Genomic DNA, 15,286 nt, shown 5'->3' on the forward strand with positions numbered 1-15,286 from the left:
AACCAGGCCCACGCCCGCCCACAGGTTAGGGCTGACCTCGAGATTGTCGCGGCTGCCGCCGTGCAGCGCAGCCATGCGCTGCTGGCCTACCGAGTCAAAGCGCGACAGTGACGCTTGAGCGCGGGCGATGGTGTCGTCGTCCAGGTGCGAGATCAGTTTGTCGGCGGCTTTCCATGCCTCTTCGTTGGTTTCACGCACGATCACGTGCAGGCGAATACCGAAGCGCACGGTGCGACCGAGCTTGGCGGCCTTGTCGCGCACTTGCTGGATTTTTTCTGCGACCGCAGCCGGCGGCTCGCCCCAGGTCAGGACCATTTCAACCTGTTCGGCGGCCAGGTCTTGCGCCGCTTCCGACGAGCCACCGAAGTACAGCGGCGGACGCGGTTGCTGGATCGGCGGGTAGAGCAGCTTGGCGCCTTTGACCTGGATGTGCTGGCCGTCGTAGTCAACGGTTTCGCCTTCCAGTACGCGGCGCCAGATACGGGTGAATTCTACCGAGGCCTGGTAGCGCTCTTCGTGGCTCAGGAACAGGCCGTCGCCGGCCAGTTCGTCCGGGTCACCGCCGGTGACGAGGTTGAACAGGGCACGGCCACCGGACAGTCGGTCCAGGGTCGCCGCCTGGCGCGCCGCCACGGTGGGCGAAATGATGCCGGGGCGCAGGGCCACCAAGAATTTCAGGCGTTGGGTCACCGGGATCAGCGAGGCGGCCACCAGCCAGGAGTCTTCGCATGAGCGTCCAGTCGGGATCAGTACCCCGCCAAAACCCAGGCGGTCTGCGGCTTGCGCCACTTGTTGCAGGTAACCGTGATCAACCGCGCGAGCACCTTCGGAGGTGCCAAGGTAATGGCCATCCCCGTGGGTAGGCAGGAACCAGAAAATGTTGAGGCTCATGGAGTGGTCTCCTAAAGGGGTACGGCAAGCATTAAGGGGCTGTGGCCGCGGTAGCGGGCGGCGTCCAGATCACGTCTTTAATCGTCAACGGCTTGGGAATGAGCTTGAGCTGGTAAAAACTGTCGGCAATTTTTTGCTGCGCGTTGACCACTTCCGGGGTCAGGAACTGCGCGCCGTAACCCTGGCGTTTCACCGAGGTTTCGGTGATATCGACCGGCAGGCCGAGCAGCGGAGCAACCTGCTGGGTCACTTCGTCAGGGTGCGCCTTGGCCCACTCACCGACATTGCGCACTTCTTCGATCAGGGTTTCGATGACTTTGGGGTGCTTTTCAGCAAACGGTTTGGTCGCCAGGTAGAACTGGTGGTTGTCAGCAATGCCGGTCGCGTCACGCAGCGTACGGGCGTGCAGTTGTTGCTCGGCGGCAGCCTGGTACGGGTCCCAGATGACCCAGGCATCGACACTGCCACGCTCGAAGGCGGCACGGGCGTCCGCAGGCGGCAGGAAGACGGTCTGGATGTCGGTGTATTTCAGGCCGGCGTCTTCAAGGGCGCGCACCAGCAGGTAGTGCACATTGGAGCCTTTGTTGAGGACAACTTTTTTGCCTTTGAGGTCTTTGACCGAGGTGATGGTCGAGTCTTTGGGCACCAAAATCGCTTCGCTGGTCGGCGCTGGCGGCTCGTACGCGACGTACAGCAGATCGGCACCGGCGGCCTGGGCAAACACGGGCGGGGTTTCGCCGGTCACGCCGAAGTCGATGGAGCCTACGTTGAGGCCTTCCAGCAGCTGCGGGCCGCCCGGGAATTCAGTCCATTGCACGTCCACGCCTTGCTCGGCCAGACGCTTTTCCAGCGTGCCTTTGGCCTTGAGCAGCACCAGCGTGCCGTATTTTTGATAGCCAATACGTACGGTATCGGCCTGGGCTTGCAGTGCCACGCCTAATGACACGGCTGCAGCCAGCAGTGTGGCCAAACCACGACGTAAAATGACAGGGCGCATGGCGCTCTCCTTTATTTTTTATTCTGTAGGAGCGAACTTGCCTCGCGATCTTTTAAAAGATCCAAAGATCGCGAGGCAAGCTCGCTCCTACAGTTGTGAGTAAGTTCAGATACTCCAGCGAGCCGTACGCAGGCGCTCGTTGAGGATGTCGGGGTCCAGCGGTTTTGGGCGACGGGCCAGGGCGCTGTAAAAGTGCTCCAGTGACTCGTTCAAACGTTGTTCCAGCACCGGCACCAACTGCGCCTGAGCGCTGCCTTCGCCGTAAGCAATCTGGCTGTCTTCGGCAAAGATGCCGTGCAGCATTTCCTGGGCCTTTAGCGCCGACAGCACGGGCTTCAGTGCGTAGTCCACGGCCAGCATGTGGGCGATGCTGCCGCCGGTCGCGATGGGCAACACCACTTTGTGGCTCAAGGCACGTTCAGGCAGCAGGTCAAGAATGGTTTTCAGCGCACCGCTGAAAGAGGCCTTGTACACCGGAGTCGCAATCACCAGGCCGTCAGCCCGCTCAATCTGCTCCAGCAGGTCGATAATTTTTGGACTGTCAAAACGCGCATGCAGCAGGTCTTCAGCCGGAAAGTCACGTACCTGGTAACTCACTACTTCGACGCCATTCTGGTTGAGCCAGTGTTTGGCGCGGTCCAGCAACACCCCGGAACGGGAGCGTTGACTTGGGCTACCTCCGATTGTCACAACCAGCATTTACGGTTTCCTTGAATGAAATTTTTCAATTTTCTGTCAGCGTTTTCGCTTAGATGGAACTGACCTTAACAGGTGTTTTTTATATCCATAAATCATATTTGTTCATTTGTTTATTCCTTAAACGCATATGAATTAGCAGGCAAAAAAAAGGCCGTCGAAACGGCCAAAACCCTGTGACTTTGAAGGTGATGAATGCGGTCGTTACTTGTTTGGCTGTGGCGTCAGGCGCAGGTAGGGCTTCACCGCGCGATAACCTTTAGGGAAGCGTTTGTTGATTTCGTCTTCGTCTTTGAGCGATGGCACGATCACGACTTCGTCGCCGTCTTGCCAGTTGGCCGGGGTGGCCACTTTGTAGTTGTCGGTGAGTTGCAGCGAATCAACCACCCGCAGAATTTCGTTGAAGTTACGCCCCGTGCTGGCCGGATAAGTAATGGTCAGGCGGATCTTTTTGTTCGGGTCAATCACGAACAGTGAGCGCACGGTGAGGGTGTCGCTGGCGTTAGGGTGGATCAGGTCGTAGAGGTCGCTGACCTTGCGATCGGCGTCGGCCAGGATCGGGAAGTTGACGACCGTGTTTTGCGTTTCGTTGATGTCGCCAATCCACTTGTGGTGCGAGTCTACCGGGTCAACCGACAGCGCGATGGCCTTGACGCCACGCTTGGCAAACTCATCCTTGAGCTTGGCGGTGAAGCCCAGTTCAGTGGTGCACACCGGCGTAAAGTCAGCCGGGTGAGAAAACAAAATGCCCCAGCTGTCGCCCAGCCAATCGTGAAACTTGATGGTGCCAGCGCTGGAATCCTGTTCGAAATCGGGGGCGATATCGCCAAGTCTTAGGCTCATGGTGCAGCTCCTTTTTTGTCGTGAGTGGCAGGGCGTGATGGGCTTACTCTGCCTGCTTCACGAACTAATTAAAAAGAATAAATATCGATTTAATTAGAACCAAAAGGAATACTAAAAACTGTTTCATTGGACGCGACAAAGCACCAGGTCCACTCTGGATTCAGGTTTAGGCAAGGGGAGCGGCAAGGAGCTGCGACTACTCAATGTGTTACGAATGAGCCGTCTGGCCCTTCGGTAAACACCCTGCCCGGCATTGCGCCGGGCAGGATTTTTCTTACTTATACGTCTTACTTTTTTTCGCTACAACCGACTTACAACAGTGGGATCGAGTAGCTCACGATCACACGGTTTTCGTCCTGGTTGCGCTGGCCAGCAATGGTGTTGCGCCACATGGCGTTTTTCCACATGAAGCCCAGGTTCTTCAGAGCACCTTCCTGAACAACGTAAGCCACGGTGATGTCGCGTTCCCACTCGGTTGCGCCATCGTTGGTTTGTACTTTGCTGGCGTTGTAAGTGTCGATGTTGTTACCGCGCAGGTACACAGCACCGGCGGTCAGGCCAGGTACGCCAACCTTGGCGAAGTCATACGAGTAGCGTGCTTGCCAGGTACGTTCGCCAGCACGGCCGAACTTCTGGATTTGCGAGTCGGTGATGGTGTAGTTCGACGAACCGTCGCCCTGGTTCAGCCAAGGGAAGTCGCTGCTGCCGTTGCTGACCTGGTAGCCGCCACCGAAGGTGTGGCCTTCAACCGAGTACAGGAACAAGGCGCTGTACAGGTTGTTGTCGACCTTGCCTCTGCCGCTCGCCAGGCTCTGGTAGTTGCCGCTGCTGTAGTACGCAGGGTCGTAACCATTACGGCCGTCGTCTTTGCTGTTGAAGTAGCGCAGGTCAGACTTCAACACGCCCGGGCCGATTGCCCAGTTGTGGACCAGGCCCAGGAAGTTCTGTTTGTAGAACTTGTCCAGGTTGCCGTAGTAGTACTGAACCAACAGGTCCTTGTTGATTTTGTAGTCACCACCGGCATAGACGAATTTGTTGCTGTTGGCTGTACGAGCGTTCGCACCACCAATGGACATTTGTTCGTTGCTGCTGGAGTTACGGCCTTTAACGTGCTCGATCTGACCGGCGATCAGGGTCAGGTCCTTGATCTCGTTGGAGGTGACCTGGCCACCTTCAAAGGTCTGTGGCAGCAGACGACCATCGTTATAGGAGATGACCGGCAGTTTCGGCATCAGGGTGCCGTAACGCAGTTCGGTCTGGGAGAACTTGGCTTTGGCAGTCACGCCCAGGCTTGAGAAGTCATTAACCGCTTTGCCGTTGGACTTGCTCGGGAACACAGTGCCGCCGTACGACGTCGAGGTAGCGCCGTTGGTGCCGCCGCCCGAATCAAGACGTACGCCCAGCAGAGCGATAGCATCCAGACCGAAGCCCACAGTACCTGCGGTAAAGCCCGAGGTGTAATCCACCTGGAAGCCTTGGCCCCACTCTTCTTGCTTGCTCTGAGCGCCTGCAGCTTTAGTGCCTGCGTCGCGGTTGTCGGTGTTGATGTAGAAGTTACGCAGTTTCAGCGTCGCTTTGCTGTCTTCGATGAACCCTTCAGCGCTCGCTTGTTGCGCCAGCAAGCCGAGGGCTACAGCCACGGCTACGGTGGACTTCTTCATGGTGCTGCTCCTTTGAATTCTAATTTTTGTAGTTCTTTAGCCCGAAATCTGACGTCTCGGTGCTCCAGATGCGCGATTAGCGCCAGACAGTGACTGCCAAGTCAATCGTAACGTTTGAGGTTTACGACCTTTGTCTAGTCCTCTGCGGTGTGTGCGTAGGTTAAAGACTTTTTTATAAACCAAAAAAGAATTATTTCAAGATCCTTCATAACTAATTGGCATATTAAAGGAAATTTCCTACGACCACGCGGGCGGATGCTATCGGCCTTTGGTCTTATTTATAAATAGATTTTTATGAAATTTTTAATAAGCGTTCATGTCACGGCGCTGAAGCGATTTTCTGCGACCGGAAAAACCCGTTAAAGCTCGTGCGCGCGCACGTAAAGAAGGATCAATAACTTTATAAGCTAATGCATAAAAGTTATTTATTTACTCATTCTTAGATCATTTAACCTCGCATCCAGCCAATTAACGGCCGCCAGCCGAGGATTCCCCCAGATGAAACTGAACACCCCCCTACGCCTTTTGGCTGCACTCTCTCTGGCCGGTGCCAGTTTCTTTGCGCAAGCCGCCAACGATGTAACCGTGGCTTACCAAACCACCGTTGACCCGGCCAAAGTGGCCCAGGCTGACGGCGCTTACGAAAAAGCCACCGACGCCAAGATCAACTGGCGCAAATTTGATAACGGTGCCGACATCATTGCCGCCATCGCCTCGGGCGACGTGCAGATCGGCTACCTGGGGTCGAGCCCGCTGACCGCCGCCATCACCCGCGGTGTTCCGGTCGAAACCTTTTTGGTCGCCACCCAGATCGGCGGTGCTGAAGCCCTGGTAGCCCGCAACGGCTCCGGCATCAACAGCCCACAAGACCTGGTAGGCAAAAAAGTCGCCGTGCCGTTTGTATCGACCGGCCACTACAGCCTGCTGGCAGCGCTGAAACACTGGAACATCGACCCGTCGAAAGTGACCATCCTGAACCTCGCACCACCGGCCATTATCGCGGCCTGGAAGCGCGGTGATATCGACGCCACTTACGTGTGGGACCCGGCACTGGGCGTGGCCAAAGACAGCGGCAAAGTGCTGATTACCTCTGGCGAACTGGGCAAGCTCGGCGCTCCAACCTTTGATGCCTGGATTGTGCGCAAGGACTACGCGGCCAAGCACCCGGAAATCGTCAAGGAATTCGCCAAAGTTACCCTGGATGCCTACGCCGACTACAACAAGGACCCTAAAGCCTGGGTTGCCAACCCAAGCAACGTCGCCAAGGTAGAGAAGCTCTCCGGCGCCAAGGCCGCTGACATTCCTGGCCTGCTGGAAGGCAACGTCTACCCGGTAGCGGCTGAACAAAAAGTGCTGCTGGGTGCACCGACCACCAAAGCCCTGACTGACACCGCCGCCTTCCTGAAAGAGCAAGGCAAGGTCGACGCTGTTCTGCCGGATTACGCACCGTCAGTGACCGCCCAGTTCGTCACTCAATAACCTACGCCAACTGAGGAATCGACCGTCATGGCCTTGTTATCACTGGAGCGCATCAGCGCACAGTACCCAGGCGCAGCTGAGCCGGTGCTGTCGGATATTTCCGTCAATCTCGGACCTCAGCAGTTGCTGGTTGCACTTGGCCCTTCGGGCAGCGGGAAAACCTCGCTGCTCAACCTGATTGCCGGTTTTGTTGAACCTAGCGCCGGGCGCATCACTCTGGATGGCGCCCCGGTCAAAGGCCCGAGCGCTGAACGCGGCGTGGTGTTTCAAGACGACGTGTTGCTGCCTTGGCAAGACGTCTTGGCCAACGTTGCTTTCGGCCTGGAACTGGCCGGCGTGGCACGCAACAAACGCGAAGCGCGTGCCCGTGAAATGCTCGCGCTGGTGGATTTGTCGGGCTTTGAAAAACGCCGTGTGTGGGAGCTGTCGGGCGGTCAACGCCAGCGTGTGGGCCTGGCCCGTGCCTTGGCGGCCGATCCGCGTGTGCTGCTGATGGACGAACCCTTCGGCGCCCTTGATGCGTTCACCCGTGAACAGATGCAAGAGCTGTTGCTGCAAGTGTGCAAGCGCACCGACAAACCCGTGTTCCTGATTACTCACGACATTGAAGAGGCCGTGTTTTTGGCCACGGATCTGATTCTGTTGGCGCCCAACCCTGGCCGTATCGTTGAGCGCCTGACCCTGGATTTCGGTCAGCGTTATAACGCTGGTGAGTCCGCTCGCTCGATCAAGTCCGACCCCCGCTTTATCGAAACCCGTGAACACGTACTTGAGCGCGTGTTTTCACAACGTGGTGCCGCCCAGCGGCAGGAGCGCGCATGAGCAGTTATGAAGTCGCCGCAGCCCCCGTTGCTGCACCTCACGCGCCGCGCCCGGCAAAGCGCAGCCTGAGCACACGCTGGATCAGCGTGCTGACCCTCGCCACCTTGATCCTTGCCTGGTGGGGCGTAACCGCCGCCGGCTTGATCGAACCGCTGTTTTTACCGCCACCGTCTGCCGTGCTGGAAAAAGGCTGGTTGCTGGCGACCAAAGGCTACATGGATTCCACCCTGTGGCAGCACTTGAGCGCGAGCCTGAGCCGTATCGGTCTGGGGCTTGGCTTTGCGATTTTGACGGCCGTGCCGGTGGGCATTGCTATTGGCCATAACCGCATTGCGCGGGGCATTTTCGACCCGTTGATCGAGTTCTACCGCCCGATCCCGCCGCTGGCTTACTTGCCGCTGATCGTGATCTGGTGCGGCATTGGCGAACTGTCGAAAGTGCTGCTGATTTACCTGGCGATTTTTGCCCCGATTGCGATTGCGACCGCCACCGGCGTGCGCACCGTCGACCCGGCCAAGATCCGCGCCGCACAGTCGTTGGGCGCCACGCGCTGGCAGTTGATCCGCCATGTAATTATGCCGAGCGCCTTGCCGGATATTTTGACCGGTATTCGCATTGGCCTCGGGGTCGGCTGGTCGACGTTGGTTGCGGCAGAGCTGATCGCCGCCACCAGCGGCCTGGGTTTTATGGTGCAGTCTGCCGCACAGTTTTTAGTCACGGATGTAGTGGTGCTGGGCATTCTGGTGATCGCCATCATCGCCTTCGCCATGGAAATGGGCCTGCGCGCCCTGCAACGCAAACTGGTGCCGTGGCACGGCCAGGTTCACTAATTACACCGAATATCACACGACGCCGACCCATCGGCGCGCTGCTAGCGAGACGACCATGAGCCTGACCGTTACCCCCATTAGCTCTGCCCTTGGCGCCGAGATTGACGGCGTTGACCTGACCCGGCCACTGAGCCTGGAACAGCGCGATGCCATCGAGCAGGCGCTGCTTCAGCACCAGGTGATTTTCTTCAAGAACCAGGTCATCACCCCACAACAGCAAGCGCGTTTTGCCGCCAACTTTGGTGACCTGCACATTCACCCGATTTACCCCAACGTACCGGAGCAGCCTGAAGTGCTGGTGCTGGACACGGCCGTGACCGACGTACGCGACAACGCGGTGTGGCACACCGACGTGACCTTTTTACCAACCCCAGCACTGGGCGCGGTCTTGAGCGCCAAGCAACTGCCGGCCTTCGGCGGCGATACCTTGTGGGCCAGCGGCATCGCGGCCTTTGAGGGCTTGTCCAAACCGCTGCAAGTGCTGCTGGACGGCCTGACCGCCACCCACGACTTCACCAAATCGTTCCCGCTGGAGCGTTTTGGCTCGACCCCCGAAGACCTCGCGCGCTGGGAACAGACCCGCAAAAACAACCCGCCGCTGTCCCACCCGGTGGTGCGCACGCACCCGGTGAGCGGGCGTAAATCGTTGTTCGTCAACGAAGGCTTCACCACCAAAATCAATGAGCTGTCAGAGGCCGAAAGCGACGCGATTTTGAAGTTGCTGTTTGCCCACGCCACCCGCCCTGAATACACCATCCGCTGGCGCTGGCAAGAAAACGACGTGGCCTTCTGGGACAACCGCGTCACCCAGCATTACGCCGTGGACGACTACCGCCCCAACCGTCGCGTGATGCACCGCGCGACCATTTTGGGTGATGCGCCGTTCTGATTTGAAAGCGGAGCAGGTAGCAGCCCCTCACTCCAGCCACTCCCGAGGGAGAGGGAGCTTTATCGCGGTGTTCTCAGGTTCAGTGCATGACTTGCAGGCCGCAGAACATCGACAACATCCCCCAATCGGTTCCTTCTCCCTCCGGGAGAGGGCTAGGGTGAGGGACCTTTACAGTTGTCGTTTTGGCAAAAACGGCGGCAGGTATAACCCCAAATACGCATCCACCACGCGCAGGCCTTCTTCGGCCATGCGCGGGGTGATGCTGTCGTGCAACTGGATCGAGCGGGCATACACCCGGTCACCCAGTTCCATTGCCAAGGCAAATACGTCGACGTCTTGCGGCAGTACTGGCAATTCAAAATGGCGCATAAACAACGCGTGCAGCAGTTGCCCCAGTTCCAGGTCGTGCTGACGGTCGGCCCGGGTGACTTCGGTAAGGCCGTGCTGCGCCAGGATCAGTTGCCGGGCTGCTGCGTCTTCGCTGTAGATAGTCATCATGCGCTGCTCGACCACCCGCGACAGATCACGCCAGGTCGTCAATGCGCCGTGGTCGATGGGCGCTTGCAGGCAGGCGCGGAAAGCACCGTGCACATCCTCGGTGAGTGCTTCGAGCAAGGCAGGCACGCTGGCGAAAAAGTGATACACCGATGACGGCGGGATGCCCGCATGCTCGGCCACGCTGTAAATCGACAGGCTGGCGACGCCCTGTATCGCCAGCAAGGTCCGGGCGGCGGCAAGGATCGAATCAATTCGGCCCTGGCTGCGTGCGCGAGGTTTGCGAGGGGTGGCTCGTGGTGTGGCGAGGCGCGTCATGGGTGTCTCCTGCGGGGCTGCAGGCATTGTACGAGCCGGGTCAACCGATTGCACAGCGCAAAAAAAACGCCACGGGCAGTAAAGCCCGTGGCGTTTCTTGAGTACTGCAATCGCTTATACGGTATGCAGGTACCAGTTGTATTCGAGGTCGGAGATAGAGTGTTCAAACTCTTCCAGCTCGCTCTCTTTACAGGCCACAAAAATATCGATGTATTTTGGATCGATGTATTTGGCCATGACCTCGCTATCGTCCAACTCACGCAGTGCATCACGCAGGTTGTTCGGCAGGCTTTGCTCGTTTTGCTCGTAGGAGTTGCCTTCTACAGGAGCACCCGGTTCGATTTTGTTGGTCAGACCGTGGTGTACACCGGCCAGCACAGACGCCATCAGCAAGTACGGGTTGGCATCGGCACCGGCAACCCGGTGTTCAATACGCACGGCATCGGAGGAACCAGTCGGTACGCGGATCGCTACCGTACGGTTATCCAGGCCCCAGCACGGCGAGTTCGGCACGTAGAACTGTGCGCCGAAACGACGGTAGGAGTTGACGTTAGGGCAAAGGAACGCCATCTGCGCCGGTAGGGTCTCGAGCACACCGCCGATCGCGTGACGCAATGCGGCGTTCTGCTCGGGATCCTCGCTGGCAAAAATATTTTTGCCATCTTTGTCCAGAATCGAAATATGGACGTGTAGCCCGTTGCCTGCCTGGCCTGGGTAAGGCTTGGCCATGAAGGTGGTGTCCATCTCATGGTCGTAGGCGATGTTTTTGATCAGACGCTTGAGCAGTACCGCGTAGTCGCAGGCCTTGATCGGGTCGGCAACGTGGTGCAGGTTCACTTCGAACTGCGCCGGGGCACTTTCTTTAACGATGGCGTCAGCCGGAATGCCTTGCTCTTTGGCACCTTCCAGAATGTCCTGGAGGCAGTCGACGTATTCGTCGAGGTCGTCGATCAGGTAAACCTGTGTCGAGTGCGGGCGCTTGCCGGAAATCGGGGAGCGTGGCGGCTGTGGGCGACCGTTTACGTTCTCCTGGTCGATCAGGTAGAACTCCAGCTCAAAGGCTGCGCAAATGGTCAGGCCAAGATCGTCAAATTTGGTAACAACTTGACGCAGTACTTCGCGCGGATCGGCGAAGAAAGGGTCACCTTCAAGTTCGTGCATGGTCATCAGCAGTTGCGCGGTTGGGCGCTTTTGCCATGGCTCGTTGCACAGGGTGTCAGGGATTGGATAACAGATTCGGTCTGCGTCGCCGATGTCCAGACCCAAGCCGGTGCTTTCCACCGTTGAGCCATTGATATCCAGGGCAAATAAAGAGGCAGGCAAGTTGATGCCCTTCTCGTAAACCTTGTGGAGGCTGGTGCGTTCGATGCGCTTGCCGCGCACCACACCATTCATATCCGCAATTAGAAGGTCTACGTACAGAACCTCAGGATGATCCTTAAGGAACGCGTTCGCTTCGTTAAGCTGAACGGCACGCGGGGGTACCGACATGATGCAACACCTTTGTTGTTAAAAATATCAATCATTGAGCGCTACGGGTTTCAGTCAACCCGAACGGCATACCGAAGTCAAGCAACCTATTTTTTGCCCCAAAAAAGCGCTCGAAGGGCATTTTTGACGCATTTTAGGGCGAATTTCGCCCTTATATCGCTTCACTACCCGCAGGCTTGAGCGGGCCGTGTTGTATTTTTTACGGGGGTGTTGTGTAAAAAAATGAACGAGGCTAAGCTCGATTCAAACCCATAACAGCAATAATACCGGGGTGTTACATGTCACGCCTGCCGATAATCGGCGTCACCGCCTGCACCAAGCAGATCGGTTTGCATCCTTATCACATCACTGGCGATAAGTACGTGCGAGCTGTCGCGGTGGCAGCCAAAGGCTTGCCTCTGATCCTGCCGTCTCTGGCAGAACTCATACAACCGTCCGATATTCTGGACGGTCTGGACGGCCTGCTCTTTACCGGGTCACCCTCCAATATCGAACCGCATTTGTATCACGGCCCGGCCAGCGCGCCTGGCACGCTGCATGATCCTGAACGTGATCGCACCACCCTCCCCTTGATCCGCGCCGCACTGGCAGCCGGCGTTCCGGTGCTCGGCATTTGCCGGGGGTTTCAAGAATTAAATGTAGCCCTGGGTGGCTCACTTCACCAGAAATTGCACGAAGTCGACGGTTTCATCGAGCACCGTGAAGACCCGAGCGCACCGCTTGAGGTGCAGTACGGGCCCAGCCATGCCATGCACGTTCAACCGGGCGGCGTGCTGGCGGGTTTGGGCCTGCCGATCGACTTTGACGTCAACTCGATTCACACCCAGGGCATTGACCAGTTGGCCCCGGGGCTACGCATTGAAGCCACTGCGCCGGACGGGCTGGTAGAAGCCGTCTCGGTAGAACACGGCAAGGCTTTTGCTTTAGCAGTTCAATGGCACCCCGAATGGCAGGTAAGCTCTAACCCGATTTACCTCGCAATCTTCCAGGCATTCGGAGATGCCTGCAGACGGCGCGCACACCAACGCGACGCCGATGCGTCAGTAAACGCCTGACTTATTCAAGTCAGGAAACTCAGCCCAGAGGCATTTATGAGTAACAACCTCGACCAGCTCACCGATTGGTTGAAAGACCACAAGATCACAGAAGTCGAATGCATGATCGCCGACCTTACCGGCATTGCCCGCGGTAAGATTTCGCCGACCAACAAATTCATTGCCGAAAAAGGCATGCGCCTGCCCGAGAGCGTATTGCTGCAGACCGTAACGGGCGACTACGTCGAAGACGACATCTATTACGAACTCCTCGATCCGGCCGACATCGACATGGTCTGCCGTCCCGATCAGAACGCCGTTTATGTTGTGCCCTGGGCCATTGAGCCAACCGCTCAAGTGATTCACGACACCTACGACAAGCAGGGCAACCCGATTGAGTTGTCACCGCGCAACGTACTTAAAAAGGTCCTCAAACTCTATGCCGACCACGGCTGGCAGCCGATCGTGGCGCCAGAAATGGAGTTTTACCTGACCAAGCGCAGCGAAGACCCGGACTACCCGTTGCAGCCGCCGATTGGCCGCTCCGGTCGTCCGGAAACCGGTCGTCAGTCCTTCTCTATTGAAGCGGCCAACGAGTTCGATCCGCTGTTCGAAGACGTGTACGACTGGTGCGAGCTGCAAGAGCTGGATCTGGACACCCTGATCCACGAAGACGGCACCGCGCAGATGGAAATCAACTTCCGTCATGGCGATGCCCTGTCGCTGGCCGACCAGATCCTGATTTTCAAGCGCACCATGCGCGAAGCGGCGCTCAAGCACGACGTGGCCGCCACCTTTATGGCCAAGCCCATGACCGGCGAGCCGGGCAGCGCGATGCATTTGCACCAGAGCATCATCGACATCGCCACGGGCAAAAATATCTTCTCCAATGAAGACGGGACCATGAGCCAGCTGTTCCTCAACCACATCGGCGGGTTGCAGAAGTTCATTCCTGAGCTGCTACCGCTGTTTGCACCGAATGTGAACTCCTTCCGCCGCTTCCTGCCTGATACCTCAGCGCCGGTCAACGTGGAATGGGGCGAAGAGAACCGCACCGTCGGCCTGCGCGTACCGGATGCCGGCCCGCAAAACCGCCGTGTCGAAAACCGTTTGCCGGGCGCCGATGCCAACCCGTACCTGGCCATTGCGGCCAGCTTGCTGTGTGGCTACATCGGCATGGTCGAAGGCATCAACCCAAGCGCGCCTGTAGTAGGCCGCGGCTATGAACGCCGCAACCTGCGCTTGCCGTTGACCATCGAAGACGCCCTGGAGCGGATGGAAAACAGCAAGACTGTCGAGAAATACCTCGGCACCAAGTTCATCACCGGTTACGTCGCCGTCAAACGTGCCGAACATGAGAACTTCAAGCGCGTCATCAGTTCGTGGGAGCGGGAATTCCTGCTGTTCGCCGTCTGACACGCCGGGGGCCGCGCCTGGAGGGTGCGGCTCCCCAACTGAATAAAAGGAGAGCTGTATGACTAGCAAGAACCCGCAAACGCAAGCCTGGCAACAACTGAGCAACGATCACCACCTGGCCCCTTTCAGTGACTTCAAGCAATTGAAAGAAGTTGGCCCGCGCATCATCACTCACGCCAAGGGCGTGTACCTCTGGGACAGTGAAGGTCACAAGATTCTCGACGGCATGGCCGGCCTGTGGTGTGTTGCCATTGGTTATGGCCGTGACGAACTGGCCGATGCCGCCAGCAAGCAAATGCGCGAACTGCCGTACTACAACCTGTTCTTTATGACCGCCCACCCGCCGGTGCTTGAGCTGTCCAAAGTCATCGCCGACATTGCCCCCGAAGGCATGAACCACGTGTTCTTCACCGGTTCCGGTTCGGAAGGCAACGACACCATGCTGCGTATGGTTCGCCACTATTGGGCGATCAAAGGCCAGCCGAACAAGAAAGTCATCATCAGCCGTAAAAACGGCTACCACGGTTCGACCGTGGCGGGCGCAAGCCTGGGCGGCATGACCTACATGCACGAACAGGGCGACTTGCCGATCCCGGGCATCACCCACATCCCGCAACCGTACTGGTTCGGTGAAGGCGGCGACATGTCCCCCGAAGAGTTCGGCATCTGGGCAGCCAATCAACTGGAAGAAAAGATCCTTGAGCTGGGCGTCGACAACGTCGGTGCTTTTATTGCCGAGCCTATTCAGGGCGCCGGTGGCGTGATTGTTCCGCCAGACACCTACTGGCCGCGCATCAAAGAGATCCTCGCCAAGTACGACATTCTGTTCGTGGCTGACGAAGTGATCTGCGGCTTTGGCCGTACCGCCGAGTGGTTCGGCAGCGATTTCTACGACCTCAAACCCGACATGATGACCATCGCCAAGGGCCTGACCTCGGGCTATATCCCGATGGGCGGCCTGATCGTGCGCGATGAAGTGGTGGCCGTGCTCAACGAAGGCGGCGATTTCAACCACGGCTTCACCTACTCCGGTCACCCGGTAGCCGCCGCCGTTGCCCTCGAAAACATCCGCATCCTGCGCGAAGAAAAAATTATCGAGAAGGCCAACGCCGAAACGGCACCGTATTTGCAAAAGCGTTTACGCGAACTCAACGATCACCCGTTGGTGGGCGAAGTGCGCGGTGTAGGCCTGTTGGGCGCCATTGAACTGGTGCAGGACAAAGCCACTCGCAAACGTTATGAAGGCCGGGGTGTGGGCATGATCTGCCGCCAGTTCTGCTTTGATAACGGCCTGATCATGCGCGCCGTCGGCGACACCATGATCATCGCGCCACCGCTGGTCATCAGCAAAGACGAGATCGATGAGTTGGTGACCAAGGCGCGTAAGTGCCTGGATCTGACCTTGGAAGCATTGCAGGGTTAAC

The 15,286-nt window shown here is 57.9% G+C and carries 14 protein-coding genes; 7 read left to right on the forward strand and 7 right to left on the reverse strand.

Going from position 1 to position 15,286, the window contains the following annotated elements; translation table 11 throughout:
- The 5 genes from ssuD to GHO41_RS19355 form a co-directional block, all read right to left on the reverse strand.
- Positions 1-891, reverse strand: an 891-nt coding sequence (ssuD, locus tag GHO41_RS19335) for an FMNH2-dependent alkanesulfonate monooxygenase (protein ID WP_153434383.1), incomplete at its 3' end; no start/stop codon positions are given.
- A gap of 31 nt (positions 892-922) precedes the next feature.
- The gene (locus tag GHO41_RS19340) at positions 923-1,888 is read right to left on the reverse strand and encodes a sulfonate ABC transporter substrate-binding protein (protein ID WP_153434384.1); all 966 of its coding nucleotides are present in this window, start codon (positions 1,886-1,888) and stop codon (positions 923-925) included.
- Between the two features lie 105 nt (positions 1,889-1,993).
- On the reverse strand, positions 1,994-2,587 hold the full coding sequence (ssuE, locus tag GHO41_RS19345; RefSeq protein ID WP_048371096.1) for an NADPH-dependent FMN reductase: 594 nt from the start codon (positions 2,585-2,587) through the stop codon (positions 1,994-1,996).
- A gap of 201 nt (positions 2,588-2,788) precedes the next feature.
- On the reverse strand, positions 2,789-3,427 hold the full coding sequence (locus tag GHO41_RS19350; protein WP_048371098.1) for a peroxiredoxin: 639 nt from the start codon (positions 3,425-3,427) through the stop codon (positions 2,789-2,791).
- A gap of 311 nt (positions 3,428-3,738) precedes the next feature.
- A complete protein-coding gene (locus GHO41_RS19355; RefSeq protein WP_153434385.1) occupies positions 3,739-5,088 on the reverse strand; it encodes an OprD family porin in 1,350 nt (449 codons plus the stop codon).
- Positions 5,089-5,586: 498 nt separating this feature from the next.
- Between GHO41_RS19355 and tauA the strand changes: the two genes are divergently transcribed.
- From tauA to tauD, 4 genes are read left to right on the forward strand one after another with little or no spacing between them, the layout of a single operon-like run.
- Positions 5,587-6,567: a taurine ABC transporter substrate-binding protein gene (gene tauA, locus GHO41_RS19360; protein ID WP_153434386.1), complete on the forward strand. Its 981-nt coding sequence runs from the start codon at positions 5,587-5,589 to the stop codon at positions 6,565-6,567.
- 27 nt (positions 6,568-6,594) lie between these two features.
- Positions 6,595-7,389, forward strand: coding sequence for a taurine ABC transporter ATP-binding subunit (gene tauB, locus GHO41_RS19365; RefSeq protein WP_153330245.1), 795 nt, complete (start codon positions 6,595-6,597; stop codon positions 7,387-7,389).
- Positions 7,386-8,219, forward strand: coding sequence for a taurine ABC transporter permease TauC (gene tauC, locus GHO41_RS19370; RefSeq protein WP_048371105.1), 834 nt, complete (start codon positions 7,386-7,388; stop codon positions 8,217-8,219). Before tauB ends, tauC begins: the two co-directional genes overlap by 4 nt.
- 55 nt (positions 8,220-8,274) lie before the next feature.
- On the forward strand, positions 8,275-9,108 hold the full coding sequence (tauD, locus tag GHO41_RS19375; protein WP_153434387.1) for a taurine dioxygenase: 834 nt from the start codon (positions 8,275-8,277) through the stop codon (positions 9,106-9,108).
- 168 nt (positions 9,109-9,276) lie between these two features.
- On the opposite strand, the gene GHO41_RS19380 is transcribed toward tauD, so the two are convergent.
- Both GHO41_RS19380 and GHO41_RS19385 read right to left on the reverse strand, forming a co-directional pair.
- Complete coding sequence (locus GHO41_RS19380) at positions 9,277-9,921, reverse strand: TetR/AcrR family transcriptional regulator (RefSeq protein ID WP_178126544.1); 645 nt, start codon at positions 9,919-9,921, stop codon at positions 9,277-9,279.
- A gap of 114 nt (positions 9,922-10,035) precedes the next feature.
- Positions 10,036-11,412 carry a glutamine synthetase family protein gene (locus GHO41_RS19385; RefSeq protein ID WP_048371112.1) on the reverse strand — a complete coding sequence of 459 codons (1,377 nt, stop codon included), beginning with the start codon at positions 11,410-11,412 and terminating at the stop codon, positions 10,036-10,038.
- Positions 11,413-11,690: 278 nt separating this feature from the next.
- Between GHO41_RS19385 and GHO41_RS19390 the strand changes: the two genes are divergently transcribed.
- From GHO41_RS19390 to GHO41_RS19400, 3 genes are read left to right on the forward strand one after another with little or no spacing between them, the layout of a single operon-like run.
- Complete coding sequence (locus GHO41_RS19390) at positions 11,691-12,467, forward strand: gamma-glutamyl-gamma-aminobutyrate hydrolase family protein (RefSeq protein WP_153330249.1); 777 nt, start codon at positions 11,691-11,693, stop codon at positions 12,465-12,467.
- A gap of 36 nt (positions 12,468-12,503) precedes the next feature.
- Entirely contained in the window at positions 12,504-13,862 is a 1,359-nt protein-coding gene (locus tag GHO41_RS19395) for a glutamine synthetase family protein (RefSeq protein ID WP_153434389.1), read from the forward strand.
- Positions 13,863-13,920: 58 nt separating this feature from the next.
- Complete coding sequence (locus tag GHO41_RS19400) at positions 13,921-15,285, forward strand: aspartate aminotransferase family protein (protein WP_123750750.1); 1,365 nt, start codon at positions 13,921-13,923, stop codon at positions 15,283-15,285.
- Position 15,286 lies beyond the last annotated feature (1 nt).

Source organism: Pseudomonas sp. FSL R10-0399 (assembly GCF_009600165.1).
Taxonomy (GTDB): domain Bacteria; phylum Pseudomonadota; class Gammaproteobacteria; order Pseudomonadales; family Pseudomonadaceae; genus Aquipseudomonas; species Aquipseudomonas helleri.